The sequence below is a fragment of the Paractinoplanes aksuensis genome (assembly GCF_024137025.1).
Lineage (GTDB): Bacteria > Actinomycetota > Actinomycetes > Mycobacteriales > Micromonosporaceae > Actinoplanes > Actinoplanes aksuensis.
Window position 1 is genome coordinate 1 of sequence record NZ_JAMYJR010000004.1, and the last position, 17,159, is coordinate 17,159.

The 17,159-nt window shown below is 71.3% G+C and carries 15 protein-coding genes; 11 read left to right on the forward strand and 4 right to left on the reverse strand.

Annotated elements, in window-relative coordinates:
* Window positions 1-235 precede the first annotated feature (235 nt).
* Both M1L60_RS07170 and M1L60_RS07175 read right to left on the reverse strand, forming a co-directional pair.
* Complete coding sequence (locus tag M1L60_RS07170; RefSeq protein ID WP_253236513.1) at window positions 236-931, reverse strand: MBL fold metallo-hydrolase; 696 nt, start codon at window positions 929-931, stop codon at window positions 236-238.
* A gap of 321 nt (window positions 932-1,252) precedes the next feature.
* Complete coding sequence (locus M1L60_RS07175) at window positions 1,253-1,636, reverse strand: hypothetical protein (RefSeq protein ID WP_253236514.1); 384 nt, start codon at window positions 1,634-1,636, stop codon at window positions 1,253-1,255.
* 217 nt (window positions 1,637-1,853) lie between these two features.
* Between M1L60_RS07175 and M1L60_RS07180 the strand changes: the two genes are divergently transcribed.
* The 5 genes from M1L60_RS07180 (at window position 1,854) to M1L60_RS07200 (ending at window position 6,631) form a co-directional block, all read left to right on the forward strand.
* Window positions 1,854-2,957 carry a ScyD/ScyE family protein gene (locus M1L60_RS07180; RefSeq protein WP_253236515.1) on the forward strand — a complete coding sequence of 368 codons (1,104 nt, stop codon included), beginning with the start codon at window positions 1,854-1,856 and terminating at the stop codon, window positions 2,955-2,957.
* A gap of 103 nt (window positions 2,958-3,060) precedes the next feature.
* Window positions 3,061-3,387: a DUF3817 domain-containing protein gene (locus M1L60_RS07185; RefSeq protein ID WP_253236516.1), complete on the forward strand. Its 327-nt coding sequence runs from the start codon at window positions 3,061-3,063 to the stop codon at window positions 3,385-3,387.
* 361 nt (window positions 3,388-3,748) lie between these two features.
* On the forward strand, window positions 3,749-4,714 hold the full coding sequence (locus M1L60_RS07190) for an ArsR/SmtB family transcription factor (RefSeq protein WP_253236517.1): 966 nt from the start codon (window positions 3,749-3,751) through the stop codon (window positions 4,712-4,714).
* Between the two features lie 45 nt (window positions 4,715-4,759).
* Entirely contained in the window at window positions 4,760-6,349 is a 1,590-nt protein-coding gene (locus tag M1L60_RS07195; RefSeq protein ID WP_253236518.1) for an SLC13 family permease, read from the forward strand.
* 78 nt (window positions 6,350-6,427) lie between these two features.
* Window positions 6,428-6,631 carry an FAD-dependent oxidoreductase gene (locus tag M1L60_RS07200; RefSeq protein WP_253236519.1) on the forward strand — a complete coding sequence of 68 codons (204 nt, stop codon included), beginning with the start codon at window positions 6,428-6,430 and terminating at the stop codon, window positions 6,629-6,631.
* Window positions 6,632-6,822: 191 nt separating this feature from the next.
* Here the strand turns inward: M1L60_RS07200 and M1L60_RS07205 are convergent, their stop codons facing one another.
* The gene (locus M1L60_RS07205) at window positions 6,823-9,552 is read right to left on the reverse strand and encodes an ATP-binding protein (RefSeq protein ID WP_253236520.1); all 2,730 of its coding nucleotides are present in this window, start codon (window positions 9,550-9,552) and stop codon (window positions 6,823-6,825) included.
* A 50-nt stretch (window positions 9,553-9,602) separates the two neighbouring features.
* Here M1L60_RS07205 and M1L60_RS07210 point away from each other — a divergent pair, with 50 nt between their 5' ends.
* Window positions 9,603-9,980 carry a PCC domain-containing protein gene (locus tag M1L60_RS07210; protein WP_253236521.1) on the forward strand — a complete coding sequence of 126 codons (378 nt, stop codon included), beginning with the start codon at window positions 9,603-9,605 and terminating at the stop codon, window positions 9,978-9,980.
* Complete coding sequence (locus tag M1L60_RS07215) at window positions 9,977-10,993, forward strand: NACHT domain-containing protein (protein WP_253236522.1); 1,017 nt, start codon at window positions 9,977-9,979, stop codon at window positions 10,991-10,993. The genes M1L60_RS07210 and M1L60_RS07215 overlap by 4 nt, the downstream gene beginning before the upstream one ends.
* 108 nt (window positions 10,994-11,101) lie before the next feature.
* Here M1L60_RS07215 and M1L60_RS07220 read toward each other — a convergent pair whose 3' ends face one another.
* On the reverse strand, window positions 11,102-11,653 hold the full coding sequence (locus M1L60_RS07220; RefSeq protein ID WP_253236523.1) for a Uma2 family endonuclease: 552 nt from the start codon (window positions 11,651-11,653) through the stop codon (window positions 11,102-11,104).
* 301 nt (window positions 11,654-11,954) lie between these two features.
* On the opposite strand from M1L60_RS07220, the gene M1L60_RS07225 reads away from it, so the two are divergent.
* The 4 genes from M1L60_RS07225 to M1L60_RS07240 all read left to right on the forward strand — a co-directional run bounded on the left by M1L60_RS07225 (window position 11,955) and on the right by M1L60_RS07240 (window position 17,152).
* The gene (locus M1L60_RS07225) at window positions 11,955-13,019 is read left to right on the forward strand and encodes a methionine ABC transporter ATP-binding protein (protein WP_253236524.1); all 1,065 of its coding nucleotides are present in this window, start codon (window positions 11,955-11,957) and stop codon (window positions 13,017-13,019) included.
* Window positions 13,016-13,672, forward strand: coding sequence for a methionine ABC transporter permease (locus tag M1L60_RS07230; protein ID WP_253236525.1), 657 nt, complete (start codon window positions 13,016-13,018; stop codon window positions 13,670-13,672). Before M1L60_RS07225 ends, M1L60_RS07230 begins: the two co-directional genes overlap by 4 nt.
* 68 nt (window positions 13,673-13,740) lie before the next feature.
* Window positions 13,741-14,571, forward strand: a complete 831-nt coding sequence (locus tag M1L60_RS07235) for a MetQ/NlpA family ABC transporter substrate-binding protein (protein ID WP_253236526.1) — start codon at window positions 13,741-13,743, stop codon at window positions 14,569-14,571.
* 79 nt (window positions 14,572-14,650) lie between these two features.
* Window positions 14,651-17,152 carry a M14 family zinc carboxypeptidase gene (locus M1L60_RS07240; RefSeq protein WP_253236527.1) on the forward strand — a complete coding sequence of 834 codons (2,502 nt, stop codon included), beginning with the start codon at window positions 14,651-14,653 and terminating at the stop codon, window positions 17,150-17,152.
* The last annotated feature ends 7 nt before the right edge of the window (window positions 17,153-17,159 follow it).

Here is a 17,159-nt window from a genome sequence, read left to right on the forward strand (position 1 = left end):
GGTGGTGCGGGTGGTGCGGGTGGTGCGGGTGGTGCGGGTGGTGCGGGTGGTGCGGGTGGTGCGGGTGGTGCGGGTGGTGCGGGTGGGCTTGGACTTGAGAGTGGGCCCATAGTCGCCTGCGGTGTTGCCGCGCCCGTGGCGTGCGGGGAAGGTGGATCATCGGCAGCGGGCAGCGGGCAGCGGGCAGCGGGCAGCGGCCAGCGGGCGCGGTGGTGTTTGGGCGCGGTGGGAAGGGTCAGCCGGCGGGGGCGTCGCCGGTGCTGGCGGCGTACTCGCGGAAGCGGTCGACGGCGTGGCCCGAGAGGGCCTTGCCGTGGCCGAAGACGGCGTGGTCGAAGGAGTAGGTGGCCAGCTTGGCCAGGCTGCGTCCCTGCTCGGCCGGGTCGACCGACACCTGGGTCGGGCCCGAGGTCACTTTGCCGTCCTTCGTGCCCGAGGCCGTGTCGCCCGCGAACAGGATGCCGCCGGCGCGGTCGAGCAGATAGGACACGTGTCCGCGGGTGTGGCCCGGCGTGTGGATCGCCGTGAAGCCGGGCAGTGGCTCCGACTCGGAGCCGGTGATCAGCTGGTCGAGCTTGGTCGGCTCGGCCGTGCCGATCAGCCGGGCCGCGAACTTGGCCAGCCCTTTGGGCTCGGGCGGCCGGATCGCCCCGGTGATGCCCGGCGCGTCCGCAGCGTGCGCGAAGACCCGGGCCCCGGAGCGGCGGCGGACGTCGGCGACGTTGCCGATGTGGTCGAAGTGCTGATGGGTCAGCAGCACGGCGGTCACGTCGCCGATCTGTTTGCGCAGGCCGCTCAGCGCCCGGTCGATGCGTTTGGCATTGCGCGGCAGACCTGTGTCGACCAGGACCACCCCGTCGTCGGTGACGACGAGGTGCATGTTGACAAAACCCAGGCTCAGCTCGAAAACGCCGTCGATGACCTCACGCACCCGCTCATCTTGCCAGGCCGGGGCCAAAGGCCGGGATTGCGCGTCGCATCGACGTGATCGGCCGCGCGGGGCCTTGGGCTGGGACCGTCAGGCCGTGCGGGGCCGTGGGCTGGGACCGTCAGGCCGCGCGGGGCCATGGGCTGGGACCGTCAGGCCGTGCGGGGCCATGGGCTGGGACCGTCAGGCCGCGCGGGGCCATGGGCTGGGACCGTCAGGCCGCGCGGGGCCATGGGCTGGGACCGTCAGGCCGCGCGGGGCCACGCGTCGGGGCCGTCAGGACCGCGCGTCGCATCCAGGTGGTCGGCCGGGCGCGGCCAGGGGTCAGCCGGTAAGGCGCAGCACGGGCCGGGTGTCGGAAAGCGGCAACTCGGCCGCCCCGGCCCCCGCGATGGGCAGCGGGCGCCGGGGGAGCGATCGACCGGCGCTGCCGCCCGGCCCGGGGTGGATGAACAGCCCGTACGCCGGATCGGGCACCGCGTCGAGCGCGGCCGAGACCAACGGCAGGGCGCGGTAGGCGCTCCACGACTCGTCGGTGCTGAAGGCTATTTCGAACAGCACACCCCAGGTGTGGGTGTGCCATTCCCATCGGTAGGCGCCGTGCGTGACGGCCGCCTCGACCAGGGCGTTGCCCAGGGAGTCGCGCCAGGCGCGCGCGGTGCCGCGAGGACCGTCGAGGACCTCGATCGACCACCACCGCAGGTTCATGCCTCGACTGTAGGTCGGCCGCGCGAGCCCGAGGACCACAGTGGAAAACCTGGCACATCCGACCGGAATTGATCAGACATTATTGCGCGGTAATGAACCACAAATGGGGGAGTCCTTTTTCCGCGGGCGCTGGCCGAAAGGATGGTTGCCGGGTGCGCGGGGCGTTCCTAGGTTGAGTTTACGAACAACGCATAAATCAATCTGTCGGGGGGACAGGATGAAATTCACGCATGCGTTGAAAATGGTCGCGGCCGTGGGGACGGGCGCCGTCGTCGTGCTGGCCGGGCTGCCCGCCCAGGCTGGGGGTGGTCACGGCGGCGCCAAGCCTGCCATCAGGACCGTCACCACCAAACTGAGCGGGCCGTTCGGCCTCGACGTGGTGTCGCCGCACGTGGCCCTGGTCGCCGAGTCGGAAAGTGGGGAGATCACTGCCGTCGATCTGAGGTCCGGCCGTCGCACGACATTGATCTCGAAGATGCCGGGGGTGTCGGGGGTCGCCGCCGCCAATGGAAAGATCTTCGCATTGATCGGCGGGCCGAATGAGGAGGGGGCGGCGCCGCCGTCGAAATACCCGCCGGCCTCGGTGCTGGTGGCCGACCGGAAAGGCCATCACGTCCGCGTTCTGGCCGATCTTCTGAAATACGAGTTGAAGCACAATCCGGATCGCCAGAAGCAGTTCGACAAGGCGGGAAAGCCCTATGACGCGTTGTCGAACCCGTTCAGCATGGTCGCGACCCGCTGGGGTCTGCTGGTGGCTGACGGCGGGGCCAACGACGTCCTGCGGGTCAACCCGAGGACCGGCAAGGTGTCGACGTTCTTCGTGCCGCCGAACCCGCGGACCAAGGAGTGCCTGAAGAAGGGCGCGCAGGCCAACCCGGGGACCGTGGGCTGTGACTCGGTGCCGACCGGTATCGCCGTCCGGGGCCCGCACGTCTACGTCTCGACGCTCGGCGCCGAGCAGCCGGGCGCGGCAGCGATCTACAAGTTGGACGGCCGCAGCGGCAAGGTGCTGCGCAAGTGGTCCGGCTTCACGTCGCTGACCGGGATCGCGGTCAGCCCGCACGGCACGCTCTTCGCCTCCGAGGTGCTGTTCGGCGCCCCGGCCGGTGAGGGCCCGCCGCCGCCCGGGTTCAACCCGGCCAAGGTGGGCCGTCTGACCAGCATCGACCACGGCCGGATCAAGCACGCCGCGGTCACCATGCCGACCGGCATCGAGTTCGCCGGCGGCAAGCTCTACTCCACCTCGTGGAGCATCGCCGGGTTCTTCGGCCTGAAGGACGCCGGCCGTCTGGTCCAAGTCAATCCGTCCGCCTTCAAGTAGAGAAAACGCCGGGGTGACGACCACGTCACCCCGGCGGTTTCTGTCAGGGAGCCCGGTTAGCATCGGCGCCGTCAAGGTCGATCTCGAACCAGGAGGCCCGAACGTGCAGCCGTACCGCATCTTCCGCATCACCGCCGTGGCGGAGGCGTTCTCGTGGGCGGGCCTGCTCGTCGGCATGTATCTCAAGCGGGTGGCCGAGGTCACCGACCTGGGCGTCTGGTTCTTCGGCCGGCTGCACGGCCTGCTGTTCGTCCTCTACATCCTGGCCGCGCTGTGGGTGGCCCGCACCGAGCGCTGGTCCATCTGGCGCACGCTGATCGGGCTGGCCGCGTCGATTCCCCCGTTCACGTCGCTGATCTTCGAGCGCTGGGTCGCGAAGCGGCGGACGACCCCCGATGCCGCCATTTCGGAAATGTCCATTCCGAGCTGAACGGTAATGGCCGACGGGCTGAACGGTAATGGCCGGATCGGCCGTTCGGGTGATCCCGGCCCGATGGTTTCAGGGACGCTTTAAACGTCTTGTCGCACCCCCGCTCCACCGGCGATTGTCATCCCGCCGGGTCGGCCACGAGCTGAACCGACGAGGTTGGGTCGCAAGACGGATATGCCGTTATCGGGGGTGCATATCCGAGACTTTCCTGTTTCGTCGGTGCCGCTCGTGGCGACACCCGTCCATCCGTACGGCCGGCCTGGCCCTACGGATCTTTGTCGTGGACTGGTTTCTGACCGGTCGCGCCCTCCGGATAGACTTTCGGCCGTGATTGCTTGCTGAATAGCAACTGGGGGCCGACGTGTTGCGTATCCACTTCACGCCGGAGGATGTCGGGCGCGTGCGGATCGCGGCCGAGCCCGATCCGCTGTGGGAGACGATCTTCAGTGTGTGGCGCCTGCGCCGCCCCGCTCCCGAGCTGGTCTACGGCCGCTGGCGTGAGCACGCGCTCCGGGCCAGCCGCCGCGACGACCTCGAACTGCTGCTCCCGCTGGTCCGCGGGGCGTATTACCCCGACTTCCTGACCCCGGCCGAGGGCTCGCTGGGCCTGCCGGCCGCGCTCGAGGTGATCAGGTCGACCCCGGCCACCCGGCTGCGGGAAGAGCTGGAGGAACTCGTACGCCATGCCGGGCCCAAGCCGTCGTGGATGAACCTGCTGGCCGCGGGCGACACCGAGATCCTCGAGCGCCTGACCGGGGCCCTGCAATCACAGTACGAGAGTGCGATCGCCCCGTTCTGGGCCGAGGGCCGGGCCCACATCGAGGCCGAACGCTCGCGCCGGGCCCGCGTGCTGCTCGACCAGGGGGCCGAGGGGCTGCTCGACAGCTTCCGCCCGATGATGCGCTGGGAGCCGCCGGTGCTCGAGGTCGACACCCCGTTCGACCAGACGCTGCACCTCGACGGCCGCGGCCTGGTGCTGCTGCCGTCGTTCCTGTCGTACGGCACGCCCGACGCGCTGCGCGACACCACGCTGCCCCCGGTTCTGGTCTATCCGATCGAGCACGACCTCACGCTCAACCCGGGCCTGCGCCCGGCCGACGGCGCCTCGCTGGCCGCCCTGATCGGCAAGACCCGCACGTCGCTGCTGGAATCGCTGGGCGACGGCCGCACCACCTCGGAACTGGCCCGCCGGGTCGGGGTCAGCGCGGCGTCGGTCAGCCAGCACACCGCCGTGCTGCGCGAGGCCCGCCTGATCCAGACGAACCGGGCCGGCAAGGCCGTCGTACACACCCTGACTCCGCTCGGTGAAGCGCTTCTGGGTGATTAGGCCCTAAGATCGAGTGATGTAAATCACTCGATCAAGGGGGCTGCCATGGACGGCACCAAGACCGATGTGGAGAACCGCCTGCTCGGCGGGGCGACCTACCGCAGTTTGGGCGAACAACAACTGTCCCCGGCCGAGGAGCGATTCGAGAAGGGGCGGCGGACGGTCGGCCTCTTCCTCGCCCCGGCCATCACCCTGATCTTCCTCGCGCTGCCGCTGAGCATCCCGCCCAGCCAGCAGGTGCTCGGCGGTCTGCTGCTGGGCGTGATCGTCCTCTGGATCACCGAGGCCGTGCCGATCCCGATCGGTGGGCTGATCGGCGTGGCCCTGATCGTCGTGTTCGGCGTGGCCGAGGCGGCCGACGTGCTGGCGCCGTTCGGCTCGTCCACCGTGTTCACCTTCATCGGGGCCTTCATCCTGGCCCAGGCGATGCTCAAGCACGGCCTGGCCCGGCGGTTCGCGTTCCGGATGCTGTCGCTGCCCGGTGTCGGCCGCTCCACGACTCGGGTGATCATCGCGTTCGGGGTGGTGACCTGCCTGCTCTCGGCCTTCGTGTCGAACACCGCCACGGTTGCGATGTTGCTGCCCACGGCGCTGGGCATCCTGTCGGTCATCGCCAAGCTGCTGCAGGACCGGGGGCTGGTCGAGCCCGGCTTCGACCCGACCCGGCTGCGGGTGGGGGCGGCGCTGATGCTGATGCTGGCCTACGGGGCCAGCGTCGGCGGCCTGCTCACGCCGGTCGGTTCACCGCCCAACCTGATCGGCCGCGGGCTGATCGAGGAGGCCACCGGCGAGCGCATCTCGTTCGCGCAGTGGATGGCGATGGCCGCACCGATCTGCCTGGTCATGTTCGCGATCCTGGCCGTCGTGCTGTTGCTGCTGAACAAGCCCGAGATCCGCCGGATCGAGGGGGTCGCGGAGTACGTCGCGACCGAGCGGGCCAAGCTCGGCAAGTTCTCGGTGGCCGAACGCAACACGCTGATCGCCTTCGTGGTCACGGTGAGTCTGTGGATCTTCCCGGGCGTGATCGCGGTGGTAGCCGGCACGGAGTCGGCGATCTACGACACCGTGTCGGCCCGCCTGAACGAGGGCGTGGTGGCCGTACTGGGAGCCTCTCTGCTCTTTCTGTTGCCGGTCTCTTGGCGGGACCGGGAGTACACGTTGAACTGGAGCGACGCCGCCCGCATCGACTGGGGGACGATCGTCCTGTTCGGCACGGGCATCATCTTCGGCTCGCTGCTGGCCGACACCGGGCTGGCCGAGACCATCGGCAACTCCAGTGCCGACGCGCTCGGACTGAGCAGCATGTTCGCCATCACCGCGTTCGCCGTGATCCTGGCCATCGTGGTCAGCGAGACGACCAGCAACACGGCGTCGGCCGCCGTGGTCGTGCCGATCATCATCCCGATCGCCGTCGCGGCCGGGGTGAATCCGCTGGTGCCGGCGCTGGCGGCCACGTTCGCGGCCTCGTTCGGCTTCATGCTGCCCGTCTCGACCCCGCAGAACGCGGTGGTCTACGGCTCCGGCGTCGTGCCGATCACCACGATGATCCGCTCCGGCATCTCGTTCGACGTGCTCGGCGCGATCATCATCCTGCTCCTGCTGCCGCTGATGGTGGCGGTGGTGGGCCTGGGCTGAAAGTTCACCGATGAGCCGGATCGCACATCCGACACGGCCGGGCCCGCACATCGTCCCTCCACCCACGAAAATCACGGCATGGAGGACGAACGCGTGCTCGTGGTGGGCGCCGGCATCTCGGGGCTGGCGCTCGCCCGGGCCTTGAGGGACAGAGACATCCCGTACGCCCTGGTCGAGCGCCGGGCGACGGCCGAGGACGCCGGGCTGGCGATCAACCTGCCCGGCAACGCGGTGCGGGCGCTCGCCGCGCTCGGCCTGAGCGACGGGCTCGACGCTGGCTGACACGCTGGCCGAGGGCGACCGCGACACGGCCGGGGCCCGCTACGAGAAACTGCGCCGCCCCCGGGTCGCCCACGTGCGCGCGGTCACCGACCGGTTCAGCAAGATCGCCGGCCTGCCGATCGGGCTGCGGAACGCCCTGATGCCGGTGATGGGCCCGATCTCGTACAGGAAGGCCTACGGTCCGCTCCGGGTTACGCCGGGCCGAGCTTCTGGCTGACCGCGGCTCCGGCCGGGTGTTGCAGCTCGTTGAACAGGGTCAGGGCCCGGCGCCAGGCGTCGGCGGCGTCGGCCGGGCGGCCCATCGCGGTCAGCGTGTTGCCGATCCGGTCGAGGGTGGCCGCGTGCTCGAAGACGTCGGGCAGCTCCTCGTACAGGGCGCGGGCCCGTTCGTACTGTTCGAGCGCCGCCTCGAAGCGGCGGGCGCGGTGGTGGATCAGGCCGAGGCTGTCGCTCGCGGCCGCGATGCCGCTGCGATCGCCCAGCTGCTCGAACTCGTGCAGGGCGAGCGCGCAGCTGGCCAGCGCCGTCTCGTGCCGGCCGGCCACGGCGTTCCACCAGCCGACCTCGTTGAGCGCGACCGCCACCGCCCGCGGCTCGGCCGACTCGCGGGCCGCCGCCAGGGCCTGCTCGGCGCTGGTCAGCGCGTCCGGCACCCGGTCGAGCAGGCCGAGCAGCCAGGCCAGCAACGTTCGCAGCCGATAGACGCGGGCCGGGTCGGTGACCAGCGCGACGGCTCGTTCGGCCTGGCCCAGCGCCTCCTCGGCCCGGCCCTGCCAGCCCAGCGCCCGGGCCAGCTCGATCAGCGTGTCGGCCACGTCGCCGGTCTCGCCGAGTCGCTGCGCGCCGGCCAGCGCGACCAGCTGCGCCTCGTGGTACTCGTGCCAGCGGCCCTGCCGGATCTGGTAGTTGGCCGACATCCGCGGCAGCTGCACGGCGTAGCGGGGGAGCCCGACCTGCAGGGCCCGTTCGGCCACCGCGGCCAGGTTGAGCGCCTCGACCCGCAGCCACGCGGTCGCCGCCGCTTCGTCCGGCAGCGGGCTCACCACGACCCCGGGCGCGGGCGGCTCCCCGTCGGTCACGTGCGAGTACGGGCCCAGCGTGCGATCGGCCGTGGCCGCGGTGTGCAGGTAGTGGTCGAACAGCCGGACCGTGGCCGCCGCGTCGTCGTTGTCGACCTCGGCCGCGTACGCCCGCAGCAGCGCGTGCATCGTGAAGCGTCCCGGCGCGGGCGAGCTGATCAGGTGGGCCGCGGCCAGATCGGTCAGCGGCGGATCGGGCTCACCGGTCAGGCTGGCCGCCGCGGCGACCGTGAAATCGGGTCCGGGGTGGCGGGACAGCAGCCGGAACAGCCGGGCCGCGCGGGCCGGCAGCCGGTGGTACGACCAGGCGAACGTGGCCCGCGGATCGGTCGGGCCGTCGCCGGTGGCGATCACGTCGAGCCGCCGCCCCTCGGCCCCGAGCTGACCGGCCAGATCGGCCAGCGGCAGGTCCGTCCGCTCGACCGCCTGCGCGGCCACGATGGCCAGGGCCAGCGGCAACCCGGCGCAGAGCCGGATCAGCTCGGCCACCACCTCGGCCGGCTCCCGGTCGAGACGTCGGCGGCCGAGCCGGGCCGCCAGGAGGTCACGGGCGGCCTCGGCGTCGAGCAGTTCCAGGGTCAGGGCGGCGGCGCCCGGAGCCACGGCCAGCCCGTTGAGCCGGGTGCGACTCGTGACCACGGTCAGGCACGAGTCGGACCCGGGCAGCAGGGCCCGCACCTGCTCGTCGTCGGCCGGGTTCTCGAGCACGATCAGCAGGCGGCGCCCGGCGGCGAGGCTGCGGAACAGTCCGGCCAGCTCGGACTCGGTCGCGGGCAGCCGGTCGGGCGGCACGCCCAGCGCGCCCAGGAAGCCGCGCAGCACCTCGGCCGGATCCCGGCGGCTGGGCCGTCGGCGCCGGCGGCCCAGCAGGTCGGCGTGCAGCTGGCCGTCCGGGTAGTCGGCCACCACCGTGCGGGCCCAGTGGACGGCCAGCGTGCTCTTGCCGACCCCGGCCGTGCCGTAGATCAGCACCAGCCGCGCGCCGGCCGGGTCGCTCAGCTCGGCCAGGCGGGCCATTTCTTCCGTACGACCGGCGAAGTGAGCCGTCACGGCCGGCAGCTGACGGGGGAGTGCGGTGTCGTGCCCGTCGCCCCCAGGCGGGCCGAGCAGCGGATCGCGGACCCGGATGCGGTCGGCCAGCGTCCTGGTGGCCGGAGCCGGGGTCAGGCGCTGGGCCAGCCGTTCGTACGCCTCGACGGCCGGGCCGTAGTCGCCGTCCAGATAGGCCGAGTGCATCTCGAGGCGCACCGCCCGCTCGTCGTCCGGGTTCTCCGCGACCAGCCGTTCCGCGTCCGAGCGGGCCGGCCCGACCAGCCCGCACCGCAGCCGGGCCTCGGCCCGCCGGGTGGCCGCCTCGCGCCGCTCCCGGTCGAGCTGCCGGCGGATCCCGGCCGCCCAGTCGCCGGGCACCCCCTCCAGCGCGCCGGCCGAGCCGTGCCACAGGTTCAGCCCCCGGTCGAGCGCGGCCAGCGCGGCCGGCCAGTCGCCCTTGGCGATCAGTTGCCGCGCGGCCTCGGTGGTCGAGCGGAAGCAGTGCACGTCGACCCGCTCGGGCGCCACCTCGAGCCGGTAGACCCCGCCCGGCCCCTGGCGGGGCAGCGTGAAGCCATACCGGCGCAGGGCGAGGCGAAGGTCGCCGATGTAGCCCCGGCGGGTCTCGGGGTTGCGCGCCTCGGCGCCCCAGAGCGCGTTGTCGAGGAACGTGCCGGTGACCGGCCGGGCCCGGGCCAGCAGCAGCGCGGCCAGCACGCACTGGACTTTGGGCAGTTCGGCGTCGCGCCCCAGGTGGATGCGGGTGTCGCCGTCGAACAGGCCGACCGGACCGAGCAACCGGAAATCCATGCCCCCATGTTCCCCGCGGAATTCCCCGTTACCGCAGTCAATGTCTCGACATGGACATCGAGAGTGACGGCAGCCGGATCTTCGTACGGGTCGACCAGGGCGAGGACCTGGTGGCCACGGTGCGGCTGGCGGTCGAGCGGCTCGACCTGTCGGCGGCCGTCGTCACCTCGGGGGTGGGGATGGTGCGGGCGGCCGAACTGGGGTCCGCGGCGGGCGGCGGCAAACGCTCGTTCGCGGGCCCGCTCGACCTCAGCTCGCTGTCCGGCAGCGTGTTGCGCCGCCACGGCACCCAGGTCGCCCGGCTCCAGGCCGTTCTCAACGACGCCCGCAACCGTACGGTCGGCGGGCGCCTGCTCTCGGCCCGGAGCCAGGGGGTGGTGGGGGTGCTGCTGGCCCCGGTCGACCTGTGCATGGACGTCTCACCGTGAACGCGCCCTACCTGCCACCCGCGCTGCGCCTGCTGCGCCCGGGCGAGCCCCTCGAACAGCAGTTGTGCTTCGCCGAAGCGTTGTGGACCCCTTCCGAGTACGCCCGGAAGGCCGCGAATCTGCTCGAGCTCCACGACACCGCCCGGGCCGTCGTCTACGGCGCCCCGGGCAGCGGCAAGTCGACGTTCGCCGCGCTGGCCGGGCAGGGCCTGGCCGACCGGGGCGCGCCGCTCGTGCCGCTGCTGTTCTCGATGAGCTCGCGGCGCCACCCCGACGACCTGCCCGGCTTCCTGACCCGCCGGCTGACCCGCGCCTACCCGGCCCTGCGCCGGACCCCGGTCGAGGACCTGGTGCACAGCGGGCGCTACCTGTTCCTGCTGGACGGCCTGGACGAGATGCCGGCCCGGATGCGGCGCTGGGCCCTGGAAGAGGTCGACCAACTCTTCGGCCCCGACGCCCCCGTGGTGCTGCTGACCGGCGACACCGGCCTCGACGAGCCGCTGGGCTTGCGAGGCGCCCAGCACATCGGCATCGACCCGGCCGGCCCGGACGCGGTGGCCGACTACCTGGACGCGCTGGGCCGCCTCGAACACCCCAACATCACCGGCGCCGTCCCCGGCTTCGACCGCCTGGCCAAGGGCGTACGCACCGACCCGTGCGGCCCGCTGGCCGTGCTGCTGTGCCGCCCCCTCGACCTGGCCCTGGCCGCCCAGGCCCTGCGCCGCGGCCTGCTGTGGCCGTCCGATCTGACCACCAGCCTGACCCGCACCGGCCTGTCCGGCACCCGGAACCTGCTGCGCGACCTCGAGATCGCCGGCGCCCTGAACGGCCGCTGGCCCCGCCACCGCACCACGACCCTGGCCCGCCGCTTGCGCGTCAGCGACGTCGGCCCCCGGCCCGGCCGCTTCCTGACCGCCCTGCACGAGGCCGGCCTGCTCCGCCGCGAGGGCCGACTCTACGACTTCCGCCACACCGAACTCCGCGACCATGCCGCCGCCCTCGCCCTGACCTGAGCCTGAGCCGTCAGCCGGTCGTGGGGGGGCGGGGCCCCCCCCCCCCCCCCCCGCCCCCGCCGGCGGGGGGGGCGCCCCCCCCCCCCCACGACCGGACCCTTGACGTTCTCAGCTGAGCTCGTGCTCCGACGGCGTGGTGTTGAGAACCCAAGCGAGCGGCATCGTGGCCCGTGCGGTGTAGTGCCCGTCGGTCAGAACGTGCATAGTCACCGTCTGCGTCGAGTCCTGGTCGACGATCCAGTACTGAGGAATACCGGCCGCGGCGTACTCGCTGCGCTTCGTCACCGTGTCGATACCCTCTGACCCGGGCGAGATGATCTCGATGACCAGCAACACATCAGCGACCGGCAGCCAGACGCCATTGCTCTGAATCTTGTTCCAGACGACCAGATCGGGGATACGCCCGCCGAGCCCGCCGGTGCGACCCGGGATGCGGAGCCCGACGGCCTGAGCGATCCGCTCCACCGGCACACCGGTCGCCAGCCACACCATGAGGCGAGTCGCGATGATGGCGTGGTCGTAGCCGGGCGGCGGCATGATCGAGAGGGCCCCCTCGGGACTGATCTCGTATCGGTGATGCTCGTCCGCGGCCATCATCGCGGTGAGGTCGTCAAGCGTCACCACCGGTGGCATGTGCCTGCCGACAGCTTCCGCGCTCATGCAGGCATCGTACCGATTCCGGCCCCTCCGATGGCGGTCCGTTCTCGGCCTGTGGATAAGTCGCTGAGCGTCGGGCAGCGGATAACGCGGTGAGCGTCACTGTTGCGGAGGGTATCGATCGGCTGAGGGCCGGGTGTTGGTAGTCAAGGGAGGGGCCCGACGGATAGTCAGGCCCGTTCGCCGTGATGGTCGTTACAGCGATTGGCGCTCGATCGCCGTGGCGGCTACTTTATCGATGTCTCGAAACCTATGGGATTTGTAGGTCTTACGGGCTCGTCAACCACGCATGACAGGGACGTACGTGATTGAGATAGCAGGGCTCCGGAAGACCTACCGGGCCAAGGGGCGGCGCGACCGGGCGGTCGTGGCCGTCGACGGGGTCGACCTCAGGGTGGCCGAGGGTGACGTGTTCGGCGTGCTCGGGCAGAGCGGGGCCGGCAAGAGCACGTTGCTGCGCTGCGTGAACATGCTGGAGCGGCCCGACGCGGGCACGGTCACCGTGGGTGGGGTCGAGCTGACCGCGCTCAAGCGGCAGCCGCTGCGCCTGGCCCGGCACGGGATCGGGATGATCCACCAGCATTTCGCGCTGCTCTCCTCGCGTACGGTCGCGGGGAATGTGGCTTTTGCCCTTGAGGTGACCGGCGTGCCGCGTAACGAGCGGCGGGCCCGGGTGGCCGAACTGCTCGAACTCGTGGGACTCGGCGGGCGCGCCGACGCGTACCCCAGTCAGCTCTCCGGCGGGCAGAAGCAGCGCGTCGGCATCGCCCGGGCGCTCGCCGCGCGGCCCAAGGTGCTGCTCTCCGACGAGGCCACCTCGGCCCTCGACCCCGAAACGACCGAGTCGATCCTGCGGCTGCTGCTCGACCTGAACCAGCGCCTCAACCTGACGATCCTGCTCATCACGCACGAGATGACAGTGGTCAAGCGGATCTGCCAGTCGGCCGCGGTCATGCGCGACGGGCGGTTCGTCGAGTCCGGCGCCATCACCGACCTGCTGCATCGGCCGGGCTCCGAGCTCGCCCGAGGGCTGTTCCCGCTGGACGCCCCGACCGCGCTGGACGGGCACACCGTCGTCGACGTCACCGTCAGCGGCGCCGAGGCCGACGCGCCGCTGCTGGCCGAGGTCGCCCGGCGCTTCGACCTCGACGTCCGGATCCTGGCCGGCTCGGTCGAGCAGCTGGCCGCCACCCGCGCCGGCCGCTTCCGGCTCGCTCTGCCCGCCGGCGACGACGCGCCCCTGAACTTCCTGCGCGAGCGCGGCGCCCAGGTCAGCCCGCCCGTGGCCGAGCCCGTCGCGCAACCCGTCGACCGGCCCGAGCCGACCGGGCCCGCGACCGACATCGACATCCGGGGAGCTGCGTCGTGACCACCTCCGAACTGACCGACCTGCTCTGGGTCGGCCTGCAGGAGACCACGTGGATGGTCTTCGTCTCGACCGTGCTGACCGCGGTCGGCGGTCTGCTGCTCGGCATCCTGCTCGTGCTGACCGCGCCCGGCGGCATGCTCTCGGCGCCCGCGCTGTCGTCGGTGCTCGGCTTCGTCGTCAACGTGGCCCGCTCGCTGCCGTTCATCATCCTGCTGGTGGCGGTCATCCCGTTCACCCGGGCCGTCGTCGGCACCACCATCGGCACCGACGCGGCGATCGTGCCGCTGACCATCGGCGCCATCCCGTTCTTCGCCCGCATCGTCGAGGCCGCCCTGCGTGAGGTGCCGCCGGACGTCGTCGCCGCGGCCACCGCGATGGGCGCCACTCGCCGCCAGATCGTCGGCAAGGTGCTGCTGCGCGAGGCCCGGCCCGGGCTTGTGGCCGGTCTCACCATCACCGTCATCGCCCTCGTCGGCTACTCGGCCATGGCCGGGGTGGTCGGCGGCGGCGGGCTCGGTGACCTCGCCATTCGGTACGGCTACCAGCGCTTCGACACGCAGGTGATGATCGCGACCGTGGTGGTCCTCGTCGTCTTCGTCCAACTCGTCCAGATGGCGGGCGACCTTCTCGTCCGCCGCTTGTCCCACCGATAACCCGTCGTTCTGTCGCACCGGCAGACTGCCGCGTCGTCACATCGAGGGAAGAAAGGTTGTTGAAGAGAATGCGCCGCACCCTTGCTGCCGTCCTCACGTCCGCGACGCTCCTGCTGGGGCTGGCCGCTTGCGGTTCCTCCGACGACGAAGGCGGCTCCGGCTCCTCGTCCGCGAGTGACACGCTGAAGGTCGGCGTCAGCCCGGTCCCGCACGGCGAGATCCTCAAGTACATCTCCGACAACCTCGCCTCGGCCGAGGGCCTCAAGCTCGACATCGTCGAGTTCAACGACTACATCCAGCCCAACGTGGCCCTGCAGGAGAAGCAGCTCGACGCCAACTACTTCCAGCACATCCCGTACCTGGAGGAAGAGGTCGCGGCCAAGGGCTACAAGTTCACCGCGCTCAAGCCGGTGCACATCGAGCCGCTCGGTGTGTACTCCAAGACGGTCAAGAACATCGCCGACGTGCCCGCCGGTGGCGTCGTGGGCATCCCGAACGACCCGTCGAACTCGGGCCGTGCGCTCAACCTGCTCGCCGCCAACGGCCTGCTGACCCTCAAGGACGGCGTGGGCGTCAAGGCCACCGAGAAGGACATCACCGCCAACCCGAAGAACCTGGAGTTCAAGGCGCTCGAGGCGGCCCAGCTGCCCCGCAGCCTCGAGGACACGGCGATCTCGGTGATCAACGGCAACTACGCGATCGAGACCGGCCTCAAGCCGGCCACCGACTCGCTGGCCCTGGAGAAGGGCGCGGACAACCCGTACGCGAACCTGCTCGTGGTCCGCACGGGCGAGGAGACCGACGCCCGGGTCGTGAAGCTCGAGAAGCTGCTGCACTCGGCCGAGGTCAAGAAGTTCATCGACGACAAGTACCAGGGCTCGGTGCTCGCCGCCTTCTGACCCTGTCCGCTCGGCGGCGTCGCGATATGACCGTAACGGTATGAGCGGCGCCGTCGGCGTATGGGTGAGGCTGAGCACTGTGGACCTCGCCCGACTCTGCGCAGCGCTGCTCACCGCCGGACTGATCGTCGCACCTGCCTCCGCTTCGGTGGCCCGGGAAGCCGACCCGCCTTCGACCCGCGACTTCGGCAACGGGCCGGAACGCAACGAGGTCGCCTCTCTGACGGCGCCTCCCGTCTCGGTTCTGTCGGCGGTCTCGCAAACGCGGCCGAAACAGGGCTATCCGCGGCAGCACCGGTTGCCCCTGCCGCCGGTCAACGCGGAAGACCGGTCGATCAAGCTGGGTCTCATCCCGTACCACGGAATTGCTCCGAAGTTGAATGCCCTGCAGGCAGCGTCGAAGCGCGTCTCGGCCGAGGTCGTCGGCCACTCCGCGCTGGGCCGCGACCTCTATCTGGCCACGGTGACCGCGCCCGAGACCGCCGCCGAAGCCGCCCGGCAGGACAAGTGGCGCGCGCTCATCGAGGACGACCCGCGGGCCGCCGCGCGCGACCGCGAGCTGGCCCGGAACTACAAGACGCCGGTCTGGATCAACGGCAACATCCACGGCGACGAATGGGAGGGCACCGACGGCGCGCTGCGCGTCATCGAGCGCCTCGCCACGGCCACCGACCCCGCCACGGCCGCGTTCCTCCGGCGTACGCGGGTGTATGTGACCGTCACCAACAACCCCGACGGACGGATCGCCGGCACGCGGGCCAACGGCGCCGGTTTCGACATCAACCGGGACCACGCGACGAGCTCGCAGCCCGAGTCGCGGGCCGTGCGCGACGTGCTGCTCGCGACCCAGCCGTTCATCATGCTCGACGAGCACGGCTACACCGGCACCACGCTGATCGAGCCGGCGACGCCACCGCACGGGCAGAACTACGAGTACGACCTCTACATCAAGCACGCCCTGCCCAACGCGCTCGGCATGGAGTCGGCCATCCAGCGGCTCGGCCACGCGGAGACGCAGCGCGCCGACATCCCGTTCCGCGACTACGCGCCGGGCGACTGGGACGACTGGCCACCGATCTTCACCCCGATGTATGCCATGTATCAGGGCGCGATCGGCCACACCGTCGAGGTGCCACTCCAGGTGAACCGCGGCGAGTACACATCGCAGCCCGTGGCCGAACTTCAGCGACGCTCCGCCATCAACACCCAGGTGGTCGATGCGACGATCACTGCCACCCTTGCGTACGCCGACAAGAACCGCGCATCACTGCTGGCCGGCCAGATCGAGCAGTTCCGCCGGGGTTGGGCGGGCGCGCCGTCACCGGGCATCCCCGACGGCTTCGTGCCCGGCTTCGGTCCCGAGGACCGCTACTCGACGACCTTCCCCCGGGCGTACGTCATCCCGGCCGGCACCCCCGCCGCGGCCCGCCTCGTCAACCTGCTGGTCGATCACGACGTGCGCGTGAAGAAGGCGCTGCGCCCGTTCCCGCTCAACGGCAAGCGTTACGCCGCCGGCACGTACGTGGTCGACATGCATCAGCCCAAGCGTGGCCTGGCCAACGTCATGCTCGAGGCCGGCCGTGACATCTCGGCGCTGGTGCCGCAGATGTACGACATCTCCGGCTGGAGCCACCGGCTGCTCTGGGGCGCTCCCGTCGACATCAGCCGTCACGCCGCTCCGCAAGTTGCTTCCGCGCCGGTGTCCGCCGCCACGGCCACCGGCGCGGTCACCGCCCGCAAGGGCCAGGAGCTGTCACTCACCCTGCGCGACGGCTCCGACGTACGGGCCGTGAACGCCCTGCTCGACCGGGATGTGAAGCTGACCCGGGCCGACGCCGACACCGTCGTGGTCCCGGCGAGCGCACGGCGCCAGGCCCAGGACGTGGCCGACCAATTCGGCGTACGCTTCGAGGCCGCCCGCCGCACCCCCGGCGGCACCCCCTTCACCAAGCCGAACGTGGCCGCCGCGGTCGCCGCCGACGAGCTGTTCGTGCTGCGCGAGATGGGCTTCGACGTCCAGCCGGTGTCGACGGCCCTGCTCAACGGTGGCGCCACCCTGACCGGCATCGACACGCTGATCGTCAGCTCGGGCCTGAATTACACCCAGCTCAACGCCACCGGCAGGGCCACGGTGGACGCCTTCCTGGCCGCAGGCGGCGGCGTGGTCACGCGCGGCGCCACCGGGGCCGCCTTCAACACCGCGACCGCGTTGCTCCCGGCCACGGTCAACGCGGGCCGAGGCGACGCCAACGGCGTGGTGGCCGTCGACAACCCGGGCCCGATCATCGGCGCCGGCTCCCTGCCCAACTCGTTCGTCTATTCACCGCTCTGGTTCACCGGCACCGGCTTCACGGTCGAGCAGCGCTACGCCACCACCAACCCGCTGGTGGCCGGCCACTGGCTGCCGACCGCACCCGGCGCCGGCGGCCCGGCCCAGGCCGCGGGCCAGCCCTCCATCATCTCGGGCACGTCGGCCGCCGGCAGTCGCACAGTCCTCTTCGGCACCGAACCCCTGTTCCGCGCCCACCCCAAGGGCCTTCACGCCCAGTTCGCCCGCGCCCTCTACTGGACGTCGTCCTGAGCCGGGC

Excerpts from the sequence above, each read along its gene's own strand:
- M1L60_RS07175 (WP_253236514.1), bottom strand. The coding sequence starts at position 1,636 with ATGAACCTGCGGTGGTGGTCGATCGAGGTCCTCGACGGTCCTCGCGGC.
- M1L60_RS07180 (WP_253236515.1), top strand. The coding sequence starts at position 1,854 with ATGAAATTCACGCATGCGTTGAAAATGGTCGCGGCCGTGGGGACGGGC.
- M1L60_RS07195 (WP_253236518.1), top strand. The coding sequence starts at position 4,760 with ATGGACGGCACCAAGACCGATGTGGAGAACCGCCTGCTCGGCGGGGCG.
- M1L60_RS07200 (WP_253236519.1), top strand. The coding sequence starts at position 6,428 with ATGGAGGACGAACGCGTGCTCGTGGTGGGCGCCGGCATCTCGGGGCTG.
- M1L60_RS07205 (WP_253236520.1), bottom strand. The coding sequence starts at position 9,552 with ATGGATTTCCGGTTGCTCGGTCCGGTCGGCCTGTTCGACGGCGACACC.
- M1L60_RS07210 (WP_253236521.1), top strand. The coding sequence starts at position 9,603 with ATGGACATCGAGAGTGACGGCAGCCGGATCTTCGTACGGGTCGACCAG.
- M1L60_RS07220 (WP_253236523.1), bottom strand. The coding sequence starts at position 11,653 with ATGAGCGCGGAAGCTGTCGGCAGGCACATGCCACCGGTGGTGACGCTT.
- M1L60_RS07235 (WP_253236526.1), top strand. The coding sequence starts at position 13,741 with ATGCGCCGCACCCTTGCTGCCGTCCTCACGTCCGCGACGCTCCTGCTG.